Source organism: Citricoccus sp. K5, from assembly GCF_902506195.1.
Taxonomy (GTDB): domain Bacteria; phylum Actinomycetota; class Actinomycetes; order Actinomycetales; family Micrococcaceae; genus Citricoccus.
On record NZ_LR732817.1, the window covers coordinates 2,966,695 to 2,979,553 of the forward strand.

The following is a 12,859-nucleotide window of genomic DNA, read 5'->3' on the forward strand; positions in this document are numbered from 1 at the left end:
GGCCATGTCCGCCGCCCCAGACCACGGTCCCGGACGCCGGGTCTCCACCGACGTCCTGGTGGTCGGCGCAGGACCGACGGGGCTGATGGCGGGCGCCTGGTGTGCGAGGCTCGGGCTCCAGTCCCTCGTGGTGGACGGCAAGACCGGGCCGACCCGCGAGTCCCGGGCCCTGGCCGTTCAGGCCCGCTCCCTGGAGGTCTACCGGCAGCTCGGCCTGGTGCAGGCCGTGCTGGACGGGGCGACCCCCGCGACGTCCGTCAGTCCCGGATTCCGCCACCGCACGCTGGGCACCGTGCGGCTGGACCGGGTGGGCCAGCAGCTGACGCCCTTCCCGGGGATCACCATCTTCGAGCAGAGCGCGAACGAGGAGCTGCTGGCCGGCCACCTCCGGGACCGGCACTGGCCCGTCGCCTGGGGCACCTCGTTCCGGTCCTTCACCACCGATCCCCGGGCGGCAGGGTCCGGCGGAGCCGTCACCGTCGAACTGGACTCTTCTGAAGGGCTGGTTCAGGTCAGCGCCCGGTATGTGGTGGCCGCCGACGGTGCCTCGTCAGCGGTCCGGCGTGCCCTGGGCATCGCCTTCGAGGGTGCCACCAACCGGTTCGAGTTCTACGTGCTGGACGCCTACGGCGTCACGGGCACCGAGTCCGGCATCACCCTGCGCGCCTCCCGGGAGCACTTCATGCTGGCTTTTCCCCTGGGCGACGACGGCCGCGGCGGGCGGCGCGCACGCCTCCTGGGGATCCTGCGCGCCGAAGACCGGATTCCAGCGGATCCCGACCAGGGCGCCGGCACTGCGGCCGCGTCCCCCGCTGACGAGGCCGCCGCCGAAGCCCGCGACGAAGTCCGTGCCCGGGCGTCCCTGGCCGAGGAGTTCGGCGTCCGGTATGCCGGCACGGATTGGTACAGCACCTACCGGGTGCATCATCGCGTGGCCGCCGCCTTCCGGGCCGGCCGGGTGTTCCTGGCGGGGGATGCCGCGCACATCCACTCCCCCGTGGGCGCGCAGGGGATGAACACGGGGTTGCAGGACGCGCAGAACATCGTCTGCACCATCGCCGATGTCCTCGCCGGCCGGGAGCCCGAGGACGTCCTCGACCGCTATGAGGCCGAGCGCCGGCCGGTGGCCCTGAACCTGGTCCGGACCACCGACGTGGTGTTCGGAGCTGTCACCTCCATGGCCCCCCTGGCGCGCTTTGTGCGGACGCGGGTCTTCCCCCTCGCCGCCCCGGTCCTCCTGCGCGCGGCGCCTCGACTTCCCCTGGGCGGACGGATGTTCGGCTACCTCTCCCAGATCCGGATCCACTACTGGATGCCGGGGACGGAAGCGGACCGCACCGGCCCACGGCGGCGGCGCCGCGGCACGGTCCTGGGTCGTCGCCTTCCCTGGGTTCCCGACGCCGGCCCTACCGGTCCGGTGCCCGGCGGGGACGGGCGCGGGGACAACCATGAGGCGCTCAACACGGCCGAATGGCAGGTGCACGCCTACGGTCCGGCCGCCGACCGGTTGGCGCGGGACCTGGCCGACCGCCATCAGGACAGGGCTGCGGGACGCGCCGGGCCGGCGTCAGGTGAGACGAACAACCCGGGTGCCGGGCCGGCGTCGGGCCTGCCGGTGTTCAGGTTCCGGGCGGCCCCGGAGGCGGGGCTGCCGGACGGAACGGCACTGCTGATCCGCCCGGACGGCTTCGTCGCCGAGATCTTGGACGACTCTTCGGTTCCTGCTCGGAGGGTCAGTCCTCGATGAGGTCGCGGACCTGGACCACCTGGTCGCGGCCCGGGCCGACGCCGATCGCCGACATCCGGGTTCCGGACATCTTCTCGAGGGCCAGTACATAGTCACGGGCATTGGCCGGCAGATCCTCCATGGTGCGGGCGCCGGAGATGTCCTCGGTCCAGCCCTCGAAGTACTCGAAGATCGGCTTGGCATGGTGGAACTCGGTCTGCGTCATGGGCATCTCGTCATGCCGCACGCCGTCCACGTCATACGCCACGCACACAGGGATCTGCTCGATGCCGGTGAGGACGTCCAGCTTGGTCAGGAAGTAGTCGGTGAAGCCGTTGATGCGGGTGGCGTAGCGGGCCATCACCGCGTCATACCAGCCGGTGCGGCGCGGGCGTCCGGTGTTCACGCCGAACTCGCCGCCCACGGTGCGCAGGCGCGTGCCCATGCCGTCCTCGTCGAAGAGTTCGGTGGGGAACGGGCCGGCCCCCACCCGGGTGGTGTAGGCCTTGACGATGCCGATGGTGCGGGTGAAGCGGGTGGGGCCGATGCCCGCGCCCACGGAGGCGCCACCGGCGGTCGGGTTGGAGGACGTCACGAACGGGTAGGTGCCGTGGTCCACGTCCAGGTAGGTGGCCTGGCCGCCTTCCATCAGGACGACCTTGCCCTCGTCGAGGGCGTCGTTGAGCAGGATCGTGGAGTCCACGACCATGGGACGCAGCCGCTCCGCGTAGGACAGGAAGTACTCGGCGATCTCGTCCACGGTGATCGCCCGGCGGTTGTACAGCTTGACCAGCAGCTCGTTCTTCTGGCGCAGGGCGCCCTCGATCTTCTGGCGCAGGATCGACTCGTCGAAGATGTCCTGGACGCGCACGCCGAGACGGCCGACCTTGTCCATGTAGGTGGGGCCGATGCCGCGGCCGGTGGTGCCGATGGCGCGCTTGCCGAGGAAGCGCTCGGTGACCTTGTCCATGGTCTGGTGGTACGGGGCCACCAGGTGCGCATTGGCAGAGATCTTCAGGTGGTCGCAGCGCTGGCCACGGGCCTCGAGTCCGTCGATCTCCTCGAACAGGGCCTCGAGGTTGACCACCACGCCGTTGCCGATCACCGGGACGGCGTTCGGAGACAGGATGCCAGCCGGCAGCAGCTTGAGCTCGAACTTCTCACCGCCGACGACGACGGTGTGTCCGGCATTGTTGCCGCCGTTGGGCTTGACCACGTAGTCCACGCGGCCGCCCAGCAGATCGGTGGCCTTACCCTTGCCCTCGTCGCCCCACTGGGCGCCGACGATCGCGATTGCTGGCATGAATGCATCTCTCCTGAGCAGGTCACGGCAACCGTTCTTGCGGCGGTCCCGTCCGGCCCTCGACATGGAAAACGCCCCCGGTGACCGCTCCCACGGTTCTCTGCCGTGCGGTGCATCACACGAGGGCCTTACAACCGGAGTTTACCAGTCAGTGCCCATGGGGAGTTCTGCCCATCGCCCGGCCTCCGCCGTCCGCCTAGGCTGTCGGCGGAACCAACAGGGTTCCCAGGACTCTGGAGCGGGGAGATCTCATGACGAACTGGCACGTCGACGAGGAGCCGGCGCGGTCCACCGTGCGCACGGCCACGTCGGAGATCGATGAGATCGTCGAGTTCGCCCCCACCATGACCACCCGCTTCGAATCCGCCGCCACGGCGTGCGACCATCTGGAGATCGGCTCGGCGATCGACGACCTGCTGCAACAGGTAGCCGACCCCCTCCTCCAGGCCGTGGCCGGCTCAGGGAGCAACATCTGCTCCTCGACATCCGAGCTCATCAACGCGATCGTGAACGCCGATCTGACCATGGCTGCCGACGCCGAGGAGGACATCTACACCATCCCCGAGGCCCCGGCCGCAGGACCCCAGGCGGAGGGATAATCATGGCCGTCGACACCAGCCAACTGCCCACCCGATTGCCCTCGTCCGGGACGATCGACCCCGCGGCGAGGAACGTCCGCTCCCTGGGGACCACGGTCAGCGGTCACTACGCGGATGCGGCCCAGATCTGGACCCAACTCAGCGACGGGCGCCTGATCACACCCCACAGCGAACGTGTGTACACGGCGTTCGTGGACGTGATGAAGCCGTACGCGGACGCCTATGAGACGCTGACGGACGAGGCCGCCACGGCCCTGGAGGACTTCTCCGAGGACATCGAGGGGCTTCGGAACCGGTATACAAATGCCAAGGCCGACGCGGCCACGCACAACACGATGCCGGAGGCCGACCGCCCGGACGACTACGCCGATGCCGGCGCCGGCATCCAGACCCGCGTGGACGCCGTGGCCGAGGACTATGACACCGCGGTCCAGACCTGCGCCAACGCCCTCAAAGGTCTCAACCCCACCTCCGGCGTGACCGTCAACGCGAACCTCTCCGACGCCATGCTGGCCATCGGCGCCTCCCAGAACACCGCGGCGTCCGGCGGCGCCGGCGCACTGAGCCTGCGCACCCGGGACGGCAAGCTCTACTTCCAGTTCGACGCCCAGCACTACCAGACCCTGACGGGCAAGCCCGGAAACTGGCAGACCTCCCGACTCTCCTCGGCCACCCTGGGACAGCTCGGCGTCCCCCAGAGCTACCTCAACCGGCTCAATGACGCCGCCACAGGCGGAAACCGCTTGAGCAACAACACCTCTGGCGCCATGCTGCGCGGCCTCGACCCGAAGACCCCGCTCGGCGCCCTGGTGGCCCGCTACCCCTTCCTGAAGAACACCAAGCTGAACGTCGACGGCGGCCGGGGCACCTTCCGCGTGCAGCTCACCTCCGGGACCGGTCGGCCCCCCAGCGGGACTCCGACCTCGGTCACGGCCCTGACGAGCCGCCTGCGCACCGTCGAGCGGATCGCCGGAAACCCCGCGCTCGGGCGCACCCTGCTGGTCGGCGGCGCGGCGCTGACCTTCACCGGCGAGTACGGCAGCTCGTACAACGAGTCACTGATGCGCAATCCGGACGCGAGCGAGGCCGAGCACCACCGGACGGCCGCCGTGGATGCCGGGGTCGTGGCGGGAGCCGAGACGGCGGGCGCCCTCGTCGGGGCCCGCGTGGGGCAGGTCGCCGGGGCGGCCGTGGGTCAAGCCCTCATCCCCATCCCCGGCGTGGGTGCCGCGATCGGCGGCGTGGCCGGCAACTTCATCGGTGGCTTCGTCGGCGGGAAGGTGGGCAACAGCGTGGGTCAGGCCATCAACGAGTTCCGGCACACGGACGGCAATGTACTGGAGAAGGGTGCTGCCGCCGGCAAGGCGTTCCTGTCCTCCCTCAACCCCTTCGACTGAGTTCGGTCCCGTGGTCCCCCAGCGGATACGGTGGACGGAACCGAACCGAGGAGCCGGATGACCCCCCTGCAGGAACACCTGTTCTTCCTCGCCATCACGGTGATCCCCGGACTGGCCGGCCTCATTCCGGGTTGGCTGGCGTGGACTGGCAGATACCGCAACTGGGCCCGGCAGCCGAAGTCCACCTGGTCCACCACGCGGTACAACATGTTCCCCCTGCACATCGGGTGGATCGGGATCACCTGGGTCGTGTTGTGGGTCAATAACTGGTACGAGCACTTCCTGCCAGTCCTGCCGGTCGCCCCTCCCGGGTTTTGGATCTTGTTTCCCTGCTTGGTGATCGGGATCGTCCTCAACTTCTGGTGGCCTCGCTTCCTCACCCCTGCCTGGCATCGGGACTGGGTGGACCGCGGCGGTCGGTATGACACCCCGCTGCGCGGCCCCGACGGCCCCTGACCACGGACCTTCCTCTGAACCGGAAAGAGCACTCCATGACACCCTCAGCGCCGGCCCTGACCACCGGCTACCTCGGTATCCTGCAGTTCTACCCGGCACCCCACTGGGTCCCGGAGTCGGTCCGCCCGGAGATCGAGCTGATCGCCACTCTCCCGGTGGACGAGGACACGTTCCGCCCCTCGATCGTGGTCACGGCCAACCCTTTCGAGGGCAGCATCCGCGAGTTCAGCGTCAAGGCCCTGACGGGGCTGACCTCCACCCTCCGCGCCTGCCGGATCATCGACGTCGGCGGCTGGGAGCGCCGGTCCGAGGACCGGCCACAGGAGCATCTGGGCGTCGAGACGGACACCTCCCTGCAGTCCCGGCGGATCGAGTACCTCCACCGCGCGGACAACGGCCGGCTGGTCTCCGGCGTGGACCACCTGGTGCTGATGGACGGTTGGGCGGTCCAGATATCGACCACCTGCGCGGTCCAGGACCGGCTCTTCCTCACCGCGGACCTGGAGGCGATGGCCCGCAGCGTGGAGCTCGCGCCGGGCGGCATGGCCCCTCCCTCGGCACCGGTCACGGCCGAACCCGGGTATGACGCCATTGCCTCGGCGGCCTACGACCTCCCCGTCGAGGATCTCACGCCGTGGCAACGCCCTGACGGCATGGACCGCGGAGGCGACTGGCTGACACCGGCGGCGGTCGAGCGGCTCCAGGAGCTCGGGGCCGCCGGCCACGGACGCCTCGGGTGGCCGGGGCATGACGGGTCGGCGGCTGAGCTCGAGGCCACGGGGCTGGTGGAGGACGGCCGCCTGACCGAGGTCGGAGACCTCCTCTCCGCCACCCTGCTGGAGTCGGCGTTCCGCCTGCGCCTGACGGGTACCGCCGGGGGCGGTGACCACCTCGTCCAGGTGTTCGGCCTCTCCGATGTGGCCCTCATGGTCTCGCAGCCGGGCTTCGGCGAACGGATCCTCGGCGGGCCATGGGAGGCTCCCGGGCCCGAGCACCTGCACGTGGGCATGGTCCCGCTTTCCGAGCTCTCGGCTCGGCTGCTCGCGTGGGCGGGGGCCGCCCCTGCGTGGAACCTCCTGCCCACCCCGGCTCTGATCACGCCCGCGGCCTACGACGCCCGGCTGGCAGGGCCGACACCACCGCCCGCCGGGGCCGACCCCGCCCTGACGGCCCTGTGGGACCAGCCGTGGTGGGTCTGGCGGATCGAGGCCGACGCGGACGGTGCCGAGGGCTTCCCCGAGACAACGGTGCTCACCACCCCTCAGCGCGGCACATACCGGGTCGGTCTGGTCCCCGACCCGGCCACGGGGCAGGACCGGGTACTGCTCTGGCCGGTGGAGAGTTCGTTCCTGCTGGCCCTGGTGGAAGACCTCATCCAGGCCGCCCACTTCGGGCGTGCACCCCAGCTGAGCTGAGGGCACAGTGGGGTTGAGCGCTCAGGGCGCCTTCTCCGCGTAGTCGCGCAGCGACTCGAGCTGTCCGGCGTCCGCGTCGGCGAGCGCGGCGGCCAGGCCGAGCGCCTCCACGCGTAGTTCCTCCGCCGCTCGCACGGCGATGCGCAGGTGCACCCGGGTGGCGCCGGCGTCGGGCAGCAGGAGGTAGCCGTATTCCACGCGGACGTCCGCGTCATCGGCACCGGAGACCATGGTCAGCCCGTGCCCGGGCTCATAGGTGGCCAGTGTGTACTGGCGCTGATGGCCGCCGGTCGCATAGGAGAGCTCCTGGCCCGGCCCAGCCGGCCCGTTGACGTGCATCTCCTCGACATCGGGGAGCCACGCCGGCGCGGCGGCCCAGTCCGTGAGCAGCTCCCACACCCTCGGAGCAGGCAGGTGGACCACGATGTCGTCTTCGAGGGCCGCGATGGTCAACATGGTCCGATCCTCGCCCCTGGACGCCCTCGGTGTTAAGGGGTGAAACGCCGCTAGGTTCCACTGCGCCCAGACCATGCCTGCCTATGGTGGTGCCAGTCACATTCGCTTAGGGGCCTCCCAGCGCCACCACCGCACCGTAACGCGCCGGCCCCGCACCGTCAGGAGCCATCGGCATGTCCAGCACCCCGGGAACCACCGAAACGCCGCCGCGCAAGGAAGGAACCCCGCTCTCCCGCGCCATGCGCCCCGTCAACCACGTGGTGGAACGGTTCATCCCGTCCGCCCTGGTGTTCTCGATCGTCCTGACTTTCGTCGTCGCGATCCTGGCGCTGATCCTGACCGGCACCGGCCCCGGCGACCTCGTGGTCCACTGGGGCGACGGTCTGGCCGGGCTGCTCGACTTCATCACCCAGATGGCGCTGATCCTGCTGCTCGGGCACATCCTGGCCAATACCGGACCGGTCCGGCGCGTACTGGCCTTCCTGGGCTCGGTCCCCCGCACGGAGCTCGCCGCCTACGTGTTCGTCTTCGCCGTGGCCGCCGTGGCCAGCCTCGTCACCTGGGGGCTGGGCCTGGTGGTCGGGGGCCTGCTGGCCCGGGAAGTCGCCTACCAGGGGCGCGAGCGCGGCCTGAAGCTGCACTTCCCCATGCTGGTGGCCGCCGGCTTCGCCGGCTTCGTGGTCTGGCACATGGGCTATTCGGCATCCGGTCCCCTGACCGCCGCCACCGAGGGCTCCTTCCTCATGGAGTCCCTCGGCGGACAGCCCGTGCCGATCAGTGAAACCGTGTTCTCCTCCTGGAACATGATCGCCGCCGTGGTGACGATCCTCGTGGTGGCCCTGGCCCTGTTCCTGGTGGCCCCGCGCCGCGGTGACAAGATCGTGGAGCTGGCGAAGGACGCGCGCGAGCAGGCCGATGACGGCCAGGAGGAGATCGTGACCCCGGCCGATCGCGTGGATGCCAGCCGCCTGCCGACCCTGCTGCTGGGCCTGATGCTGGTGGCCTACCTGGTGCTGCACTTCGTCCAGGGCGGCACGCTCACCCTGGACACCGTGAACTGGTCCTTCCTCGCCCTGATCCTGCTGCTGGTGCGCAATCCCTTCGAGCTGATCCACCTGACCAAGAACGCCGCGTCCAATGTGGGGGAGATCCTGCTGCAGTTCCCCCTCTATGCGGGCATCCTGGGCATGATGACCGAGTCTGGCCTGGTGCAGATCCTCTCCGACGCCTTCGTGGCCATCTCCAATCCCACGACGTTCGGCATGCTGGCCTTCCTGTCCGCCGGCCTGGTGAACTTCTTCGTTCCCTCCGGCGGCGGGCAGTTCGCGGTGCAGGGGCCCATCATGCTCGGAGCCGGCGCCGATCTCGGTGTGGACCCCGCGATCACCATCATGGCCGTGTCCTACGGCGATCAGTGGACGAACATGATCCAGCCGTTCTGGGCCATCCCCCTGCTGGCGATCGCCGGGCTGAAGATGCGGGACATCCTCGGCTACACCACCGTGGTGCTCATCGCCTCCGGGCTCGTGTTCGCCGGGACGCTTCTGATCGTCTCCCTCTGACGCCACATGCGTCAGCAGACTCCGTGCCCAGCCATGCGGCGCGGCCGGTCACTCCGCGCCGAGCCGCCCGCCGGACTCCTCGAGATAGCAGACCCCGCACAGGGACTCGTAGGTGACCTCCACGCCGTCGATCGCCACCTGGTCGCCCTCGAAGACGAAGCGTTCGCGCCGGGACTCGCGCGCACCGGCCACCGGGCCGGCGTCGTGCCCCGTCACCGTGTCCACCACCTTGCGGGTATTGAAGATGGCCTTGCGCCCGCACCGGCAGATGGTCTTGAGCTCCTCGAGGGAGTGGGCCAGCTCCATGAGCCGGGCCGAGCCGGGGAAGGAGGCTGTGCGGAAGTCGGTGCGGATGCCGTAGGCCATCACGGGGACCCCCTCGAGCACGGCGATCCGCAGCAGGTCGTCCACCTGGGCGGGCTCGAGGAACTGGGCCTCGTCCACGAGCAGGCAGGCGACGGGCTTGACCTCGCCGTCCAGGTGCGTGAGGAGGGCGGTGGGGTCGTCCCGGCGGGCCTCCTGGCGGAACAGCGCCATGAGATCGGCCCCGGGCGGGATCAGGAAGTCGGCATTCCGGGTGACGCCCAGCCGGGAGACGATCTGGTCCTCGCCCTTCGAGTCCACCTGGGGCTTGGCCAGCAGTACCCGCTGCCCGCGTTCCTCGTAGTTGAACGCCGCCTGGAGCAATCCGGTCGACTTTCCGGAGTTCATCGCCCCGTAGCGGAAGTAGAGCTTGGCCACGATCGAGAAGTCTAGTGCTGGTCCGGTGCGCTACTTGATCGAGTTCGGGTGCTTCGCCAGCGGAGTGACCTTGATGTCCATGTAGGGGTACATGGGGAAACCGCTGAGGATGGTGTGCAGCTCGTCGTTGTCCGCCACGTCATAGACGGAGTAGTTGGCGTATTCGCCCACCACGCGCCAGATGTCCCGCATCCTGCCCTCGCGCTGCAGGTTGCCGGAGTACTCCTTCTCCTTGACCTGGAAATCCGCCTTGGTCTCCTCGGTCATCGACTCGGGGAAGGTCACGTCCATCCGTGCCAGAAACAGCATCGTCACTCCTTCGTACGGCGCATCACGCAGTGGTTGCGCTGGGGCTGAGTTCGCCGAGGGCGTTCGGCCGTTGTCACTATAGACCGCCCGAGTTAGGCCCGACGGGTCAGCCCCGGGGCAGGACGAAACCGGGCCGCCGCACGGTGACCCGGGTTCGCGCCTCCCCGGGGATGCCCTCGGCATCCAGAGGAAGCCCCACGACGGCGTCACCCCGTTCCAGCGCGACCAGCAGCGTGGGTGCCCCGCCGGGATGGCCGAGCGCTAGGTGGCGCGGCCAGTTCCCGCCGCACGGCACCTCGGCGATGAGTTCGGGGGTACCGGCGCGGTGGATCACCCCGATGGTGTCGCGGCCGCGGTTGGCCACATAGATCAGCGCACCGTCCGGGGAGAGCACCAGGTGCGAGGGCAGGTTGTCCTGGGCGGATCCGGGATCCTGGTCCTGAGCGTGGGTGGGCACGATGGCGACCTCGCGGAATCCCCCGGCAGTGGCGTCCAGGTCCAGCACGTGCAGCCGCGAGTCCAGCTCTCCCACCACGGCCAGGTGCCGTCCATCGATGCCGGCCTCCGGCAACGGGGGCAACAGCGCGAGATGGCGGGGACCGGTGCCGGCGGGCAGGAGGTGGACCCAGGATGGCGTGCAGTCGGTCACGTCCACACCCGCAGTGTCCCCGGGAGCGGTCCCCGCCCCGTTCCGGACGATGTCCTGGAGGGAGTACTCGAGGAGGCGGTCGGCGCCCAGGTCCGTGACGAGCAGGCGGTCGTCGTCCAGGAAGAGCACGAAGTGCAGGTGAGGGGCCTCTTGGCGGGAAGCCACCGGCCCGGACCCGTCCGGAGCCTGGACCGCCACCGGCTGGCCCAGCAGACCACCCTCGAGGACGGGAGCCACCGTCAGGGTGCCCGAGTCGTAAGAGGCTGCAGCCAGCCAGGTGCCGGAGGGATTGAGGTCCGCATGGCAGGTGTTCGCGCCACCGGTGGGCACACGCTGGGAGGTGGTCCAGCCGACGTCGTTGCCGGGGGAAGGCGCGCGCACAGCGGACGGGGACAGGACGGCGATCTCGCCCTCGGGCAGGTGCAGGGCGGCATACAGCTTGCCCTCCGAATCCGTGCCCGCACGGCCACGGACCAGCCATGAGGGGGCGTCCGGGCCGCCACCGGCCACCGCGTCCGCGGGGTCCGGCCAGCCGGTGGTTCGCACGAGTCCGCCGGCGTTGGCCAGGACGGGAGAATCGGCACCGGGGGTGTTGAAGGTGCCCACGAGGACGGTGTCAGCCCCTGCGGGGCCGTCGCTGCCGCCTGCGCCGACGGCGGGGTTCGGCACCATGGCTCAGCCCTGGGCGATCTGTTCTGTGGCCGTGGGATCGGCGTCCACCAGGAAGGCCTCGATGCGGTGGACCTCTTCGCCCTCCCCGATGGCGGCGGCAGCCTGGCCGAGCATGTAGAGCGACCGCAGGAAACCGCGGTTCGGCTCGTGGGAGTAGGGCACCGGACCGGCACCCCGCCAGCCCGCACCCCGCAGCGAGTCCAGGCCACGGTGGTACCCCACCCGGGCGAAGGCGTAGGCATCGATGGTGCGCCCCTCGGCCCAGGCGTCCTCGGCCATCAGGGCCCAGGCGAGGGAGGACTTGGGGAACCGGATGGCGATGTCCTCCGGCAGGTCGCCCGCCTCGATCCGCGCCAGGACCCCCGGTTCCTCCGGAAGCTGCGTGGGGGCGGGCTGCATGAGGTTCTTGCCGACGATCGACGCGTCAGAGGACATGGTGCTCCTTGGTGCGGGTGGCTCCGGGGGGCGGACGGCACCGGTACTGTCGCGGTGGCCCACGCCGGAGGAGGACTGGACACCTACGACCCTACCCGTGGAACCCCGCCTGGCCCGTGGGTCGGGTCACCGCCGATCAGCGCCGATTCCAGCGAGGCCCGTTGGCTAGGATGCCACCATGCGCACCTCCCACCGCCGTCTTTCCTGGTCAGTCGCAGGCCTTAGCCTCGCCGTGGCACTGGCAACCTCCGGTTGCGGCGGGACATCCGAACCTTCCGGCTCCGGCACAGACGGTGCCGCTGCTGCCAAGGAGCACGGGGAAGGCCCTTTGCGCATCAGCGCCATCCCGGACATGGACCCCTCCGACCTCGCCGAGCGCGAGAAGGCAATGGCCGCCTACCTCGCCGAGGAGCTGGGCGTGGAGGTGGAGTACGTCCCCGTCAGTGACTACGCCGCCTCCGTCAGCCTGTTCGGCACCGGGGACCTCGACCTGGTCTTCTACGGCGGTCTGACCGGCGTCCAGGCACGGCTTCGCACCGAGGGGGCAGAAGTGCTGGCTCAGCGGGACATCGACGAGCGCTTCCGCAGCGTCTTCATCGCCCATCGCGACGCCGGCCTGGAACCGGTCGACGACGTGGCCGGGTTGGCGGAGCTGGCGGACACGCGGTTCACCTTCGGCAGTGAGTCCTCCACGTCCGGGCGCCTCATGCCGTCCTACTTCCTGGACCAGGCCGGGGTGGACCCGGCCGCCGACCTCGACGGCGAGCCCGGCTTCTCCGGCTCCCACGACCTGACCATCGACCTGGTGGAATCCGGCAGCTACGAGGCCGGTGCCCTCAACGAACAGGTGTGGCGGTCCCGGACCGAGGCCGGAACGGTGGACACCGAGAAGGTCCAGGAGATCTTCACGACCCCGGAGTACGCCGACTACCACTGGATCGGTTCCCCCGGTGTGGACGAGCGGCTGGGGGACGGTTTCACCGAGGACCTGCGGCAGGCCCTCATGGACCTCGACGGCTCCGACACCGAGGAGGCGGCGCTTCTCGAGGCCTACGGTGCGGAGGCGATCGTCCCGGCGGAGGCCTCCGACCACGAGCGGATCGAGGAGATCGGCCGCACGCTCGGCCTGATCCGATGAC

The 12,859-nt window shown here is 69.9% G+C and carries 13 protein-coding genes; 7 read left to right on the top strand and 6 right to left on the bottom strand.

Translation table 11 applies throughout. The features are described from left to right. Positions 1-4: 4 nt before the first annotated feature. On the top strand, positions 5-1,747 hold the full coding sequence (locus tag BOSE125_RS13300; protein ID WP_159553260.1) for an FAD-dependent monooxygenase: 1,743 nt from the start codon (positions 5-7) through the stop codon (positions 1,745-1,747). On the opposite strand, the gene BOSE125_RS13305 is transcribed toward BOSE125_RS13300, so the two are convergent. Continuing rightward, positions 1,734-3,029 carry an adenylosuccinate synthase gene (locus BOSE125_RS13305; protein WP_159553261.1) on the bottom strand — a complete coding sequence of 432 codons (1,296 nt, stop codon included), beginning with the start codon at positions 3,027-3,029 and terminating at the stop codon, positions 1,734-1,736. The genes BOSE125_RS13300 and BOSE125_RS13305 overlap by 14 nt on opposite strands. 251 nt (positions 3,030-3,280) lie before the next feature. Here BOSE125_RS13305 and BOSE125_RS13310 point away from each other — a divergent pair, with 251 nt between their 5' ends. Genes BOSE125_RS13310 through BOSE125_RS13325 form a run of 4 tightly spaced genes read left to right on the top strand, consistent with a single transcriptional unit; the run spans position 3,281 to position 6,896 of the window. Further along, positions 3,281-3,628 (top strand): DUF6507 family protein, encoded by a 348-nt coding sequence (locus BOSE125_RS13310; RefSeq protein WP_159553262.1) that lies wholly within the window; start codon positions 3,281-3,283, stop codon positions 3,626-3,628. 2 nt (positions 3,629-3,630) lie between these two features. Further along, the gene (locus BOSE125_RS13315; RefSeq protein ID WP_159553263.1) at positions 3,631-5,025 is read left to right on the top strand and encodes a hypothetical protein; all 1,395 of its coding nucleotides are present in this window, start codon (positions 3,631-3,633) and stop codon (positions 5,023-5,025) included. Positions 5,026-5,082: 57 nt separating this feature from the next. Then, positions 5,083-5,481 carry a hypothetical protein gene (locus BOSE125_RS13320; RefSeq protein WP_159553265.1) on the top strand — a complete coding sequence of 133 codons (399 nt, stop codon included), beginning with the start codon at positions 5,083-5,085 and terminating at the stop codon, positions 5,479-5,481. Between the two features lie 35 nt (positions 5,482-5,516). Beyond that, a complete protein-coding gene (locus BOSE125_RS13325) occupies positions 5,517-6,896 on the top strand; it encodes a hypothetical protein (protein ID WP_159553267.1) in 1,380 nt (459 codons plus the stop codon). A gap of 21 nt (positions 6,897-6,917) precedes the next feature. Here BOSE125_RS13325 and BOSE125_RS13330 read toward each other — a convergent pair whose 3' ends face one another. Further along, positions 6,918-7,352 (bottom strand): SRPBCC family protein, encoded by a 435-nt coding sequence (locus BOSE125_RS13330; RefSeq protein ID WP_159553269.1) that lies wholly within the window; start codon positions 7,350-7,352, stop codon positions 6,918-6,920. Between the two features lie 239 nt (positions 7,353-7,591). On the opposite strand from BOSE125_RS13330, the gene BOSE125_RS13335 reads away from it, so the two are divergent. Beyond that, positions 7,592-8,914, top strand: coding sequence for a short-chain fatty acid transporter (locus BOSE125_RS13335; protein ID WP_159555181.1), 1,323 nt, complete (start codon positions 7,592-7,594; stop codon positions 8,912-8,914). 48 nt (positions 8,915-8,962) lie between these two features. Here the strand turns inward: BOSE125_RS13335 and BOSE125_RS13340 are convergent, their stop codons facing one another. From BOSE125_RS13340 to BOSE125_RS13355, 4 genes are all read right to left on the bottom strand, one after another. Further along, entirely contained in the window at positions 8,963-9,655 is a 693-nt protein-coding gene (locus BOSE125_RS13340; RefSeq protein ID WP_159553271.1) for a thymidine kinase, read from the bottom strand. A gap of 30 nt (positions 9,656-9,685) precedes the next feature. Then, complete coding sequence (gene catC / locus BOSE125_RS13345) at positions 9,686-9,964, bottom strand: muconolactone Delta-isomerase (protein WP_159553273.1); 279 nt, start codon at positions 9,962-9,964, stop codon at positions 9,686-9,688. A gap of 106 nt (positions 9,965-10,070) precedes the next feature. Next, positions 10,071-11,285 carry a beta-propeller fold lactonase family protein gene (locus BOSE125_RS13350; protein ID WP_159553275.1) on the bottom strand — a complete coding sequence of 405 codons (1,215 nt, stop codon included), beginning with the start codon at positions 11,283-11,285 and terminating at the stop codon, positions 10,071-10,073. A 3-nt stretch (positions 11,286-11,288) separates the two neighbouring features. Continuing rightward, positions 11,289-11,720, bottom strand: a complete 432-nt coding sequence (locus BOSE125_RS13355) for a DUF3151 domain-containing protein (protein ID WP_159553277.1) — start codon at positions 11,718-11,720, stop codon at positions 11,289-11,291. Between the two features lie 178 nt (positions 11,721-11,898). On the opposite strand from BOSE125_RS13355, the gene BOSE125_RS13360 reads away from it, so the two are divergent. Then, positions 11,899-12,858 (top strand): putative selenate ABC transporter substrate-binding protein, encoded by a 960-nt coding sequence (locus BOSE125_RS13360; RefSeq protein ID WP_159553279.1) that lies wholly within the window; start codon positions 11,899-11,901, stop codon positions 12,856-12,858. Position 12,859 lies beyond the last annotated feature (1 nt).

What these genes read in the sequence shown, in the direction of transcription:
- BOSE125_RS13335 (WP_159555181.1), top strand. Translation starts at nt 7,592, where the DNA reads ATGCGCCCCGTCAACCACGTGGTGGAACGGTTCATCCCGTCCGCCCTG.
- BOSE125_RS13355 (WP_159553277.1), bottom strand. Translation starts at nt 11,720, where the DNA reads ATGTCCTCTGACGCGTCGATCGTCGGCAAGAACCTCATGCAGCCCGCC.
- BOSE125_RS13315 (WP_159553263.1), top strand. Translation starts at nt 3,631, where the DNA reads ATGGCCGTCGACACCAGCCAACTGCCCACCCGATTGCCCTCGTCCGGG.
- BOSE125_RS13310 (WP_159553262.1), top strand. Translation starts at nt 3,281, where the DNA reads ATGACGAACTGGCACGTCGACGAGGAGCCGGCGCGGTCCACCGTGCGC.
- BOSE125_RS13320 (WP_159553265.1), top strand. Translation starts at nt 5,083, where the DNA reads ATGACCCCCCTGCAGGAACACCTGTTCTTCCTCGCCATCACGGTGATC.
- BOSE125_RS13330 (WP_159553269.1), bottom strand. Translation starts at nt 7,352, where the DNA reads ATGTTGACCATCGCGGCCCTCGAAGACGACATCGTGGTCCACCTGCCT.
- BOSE125_RS13325 (WP_159553267.1), top strand. Translation starts at nt 5,517, where the DNA reads ATGACACCCTCAGCGCCGGCCCTGACCACCGGCTACCTCGGTATCCTG.
- catC (WP_159553273.1), bottom strand. Translation starts at nt 9,964, where the DNA reads ATGCTGTTTCTGGCACGGATGGACGTGACCTTCCCCGAGTCGATGACC.
- BOSE125_RS13300 (WP_159553260.1), top strand. Translation starts at nt 5, where the DNA reads ATGTCCGCCGCCCCAGACCACGGTCCCGGACGCCGGGTCTCCACCGAC.
- BOSE125_RS13360 (WP_159553279.1), top strand. Translation starts at nt 11,899, where the DNA reads ATGCGCACCTCCCACCGCCGTCTTTCCTGGTCAGTCGCAGGCCTTAGC.
- BOSE125_RS13305 (WP_159553261.1), bottom strand. Translation starts at nt 3,029, where the DNA reads ATGCCAGCAATCGCGATCGTCGGCGCCCAGTGGGGCGACGAGGGCAAG.
- BOSE125_RS13350 (WP_159553275.1), bottom strand. Translation starts at nt 11,285, where the DNA reads ATGGTGCCGAACCCCGCCGTCGGCGCAGGCGGCAGCGACGGCCCCGCA.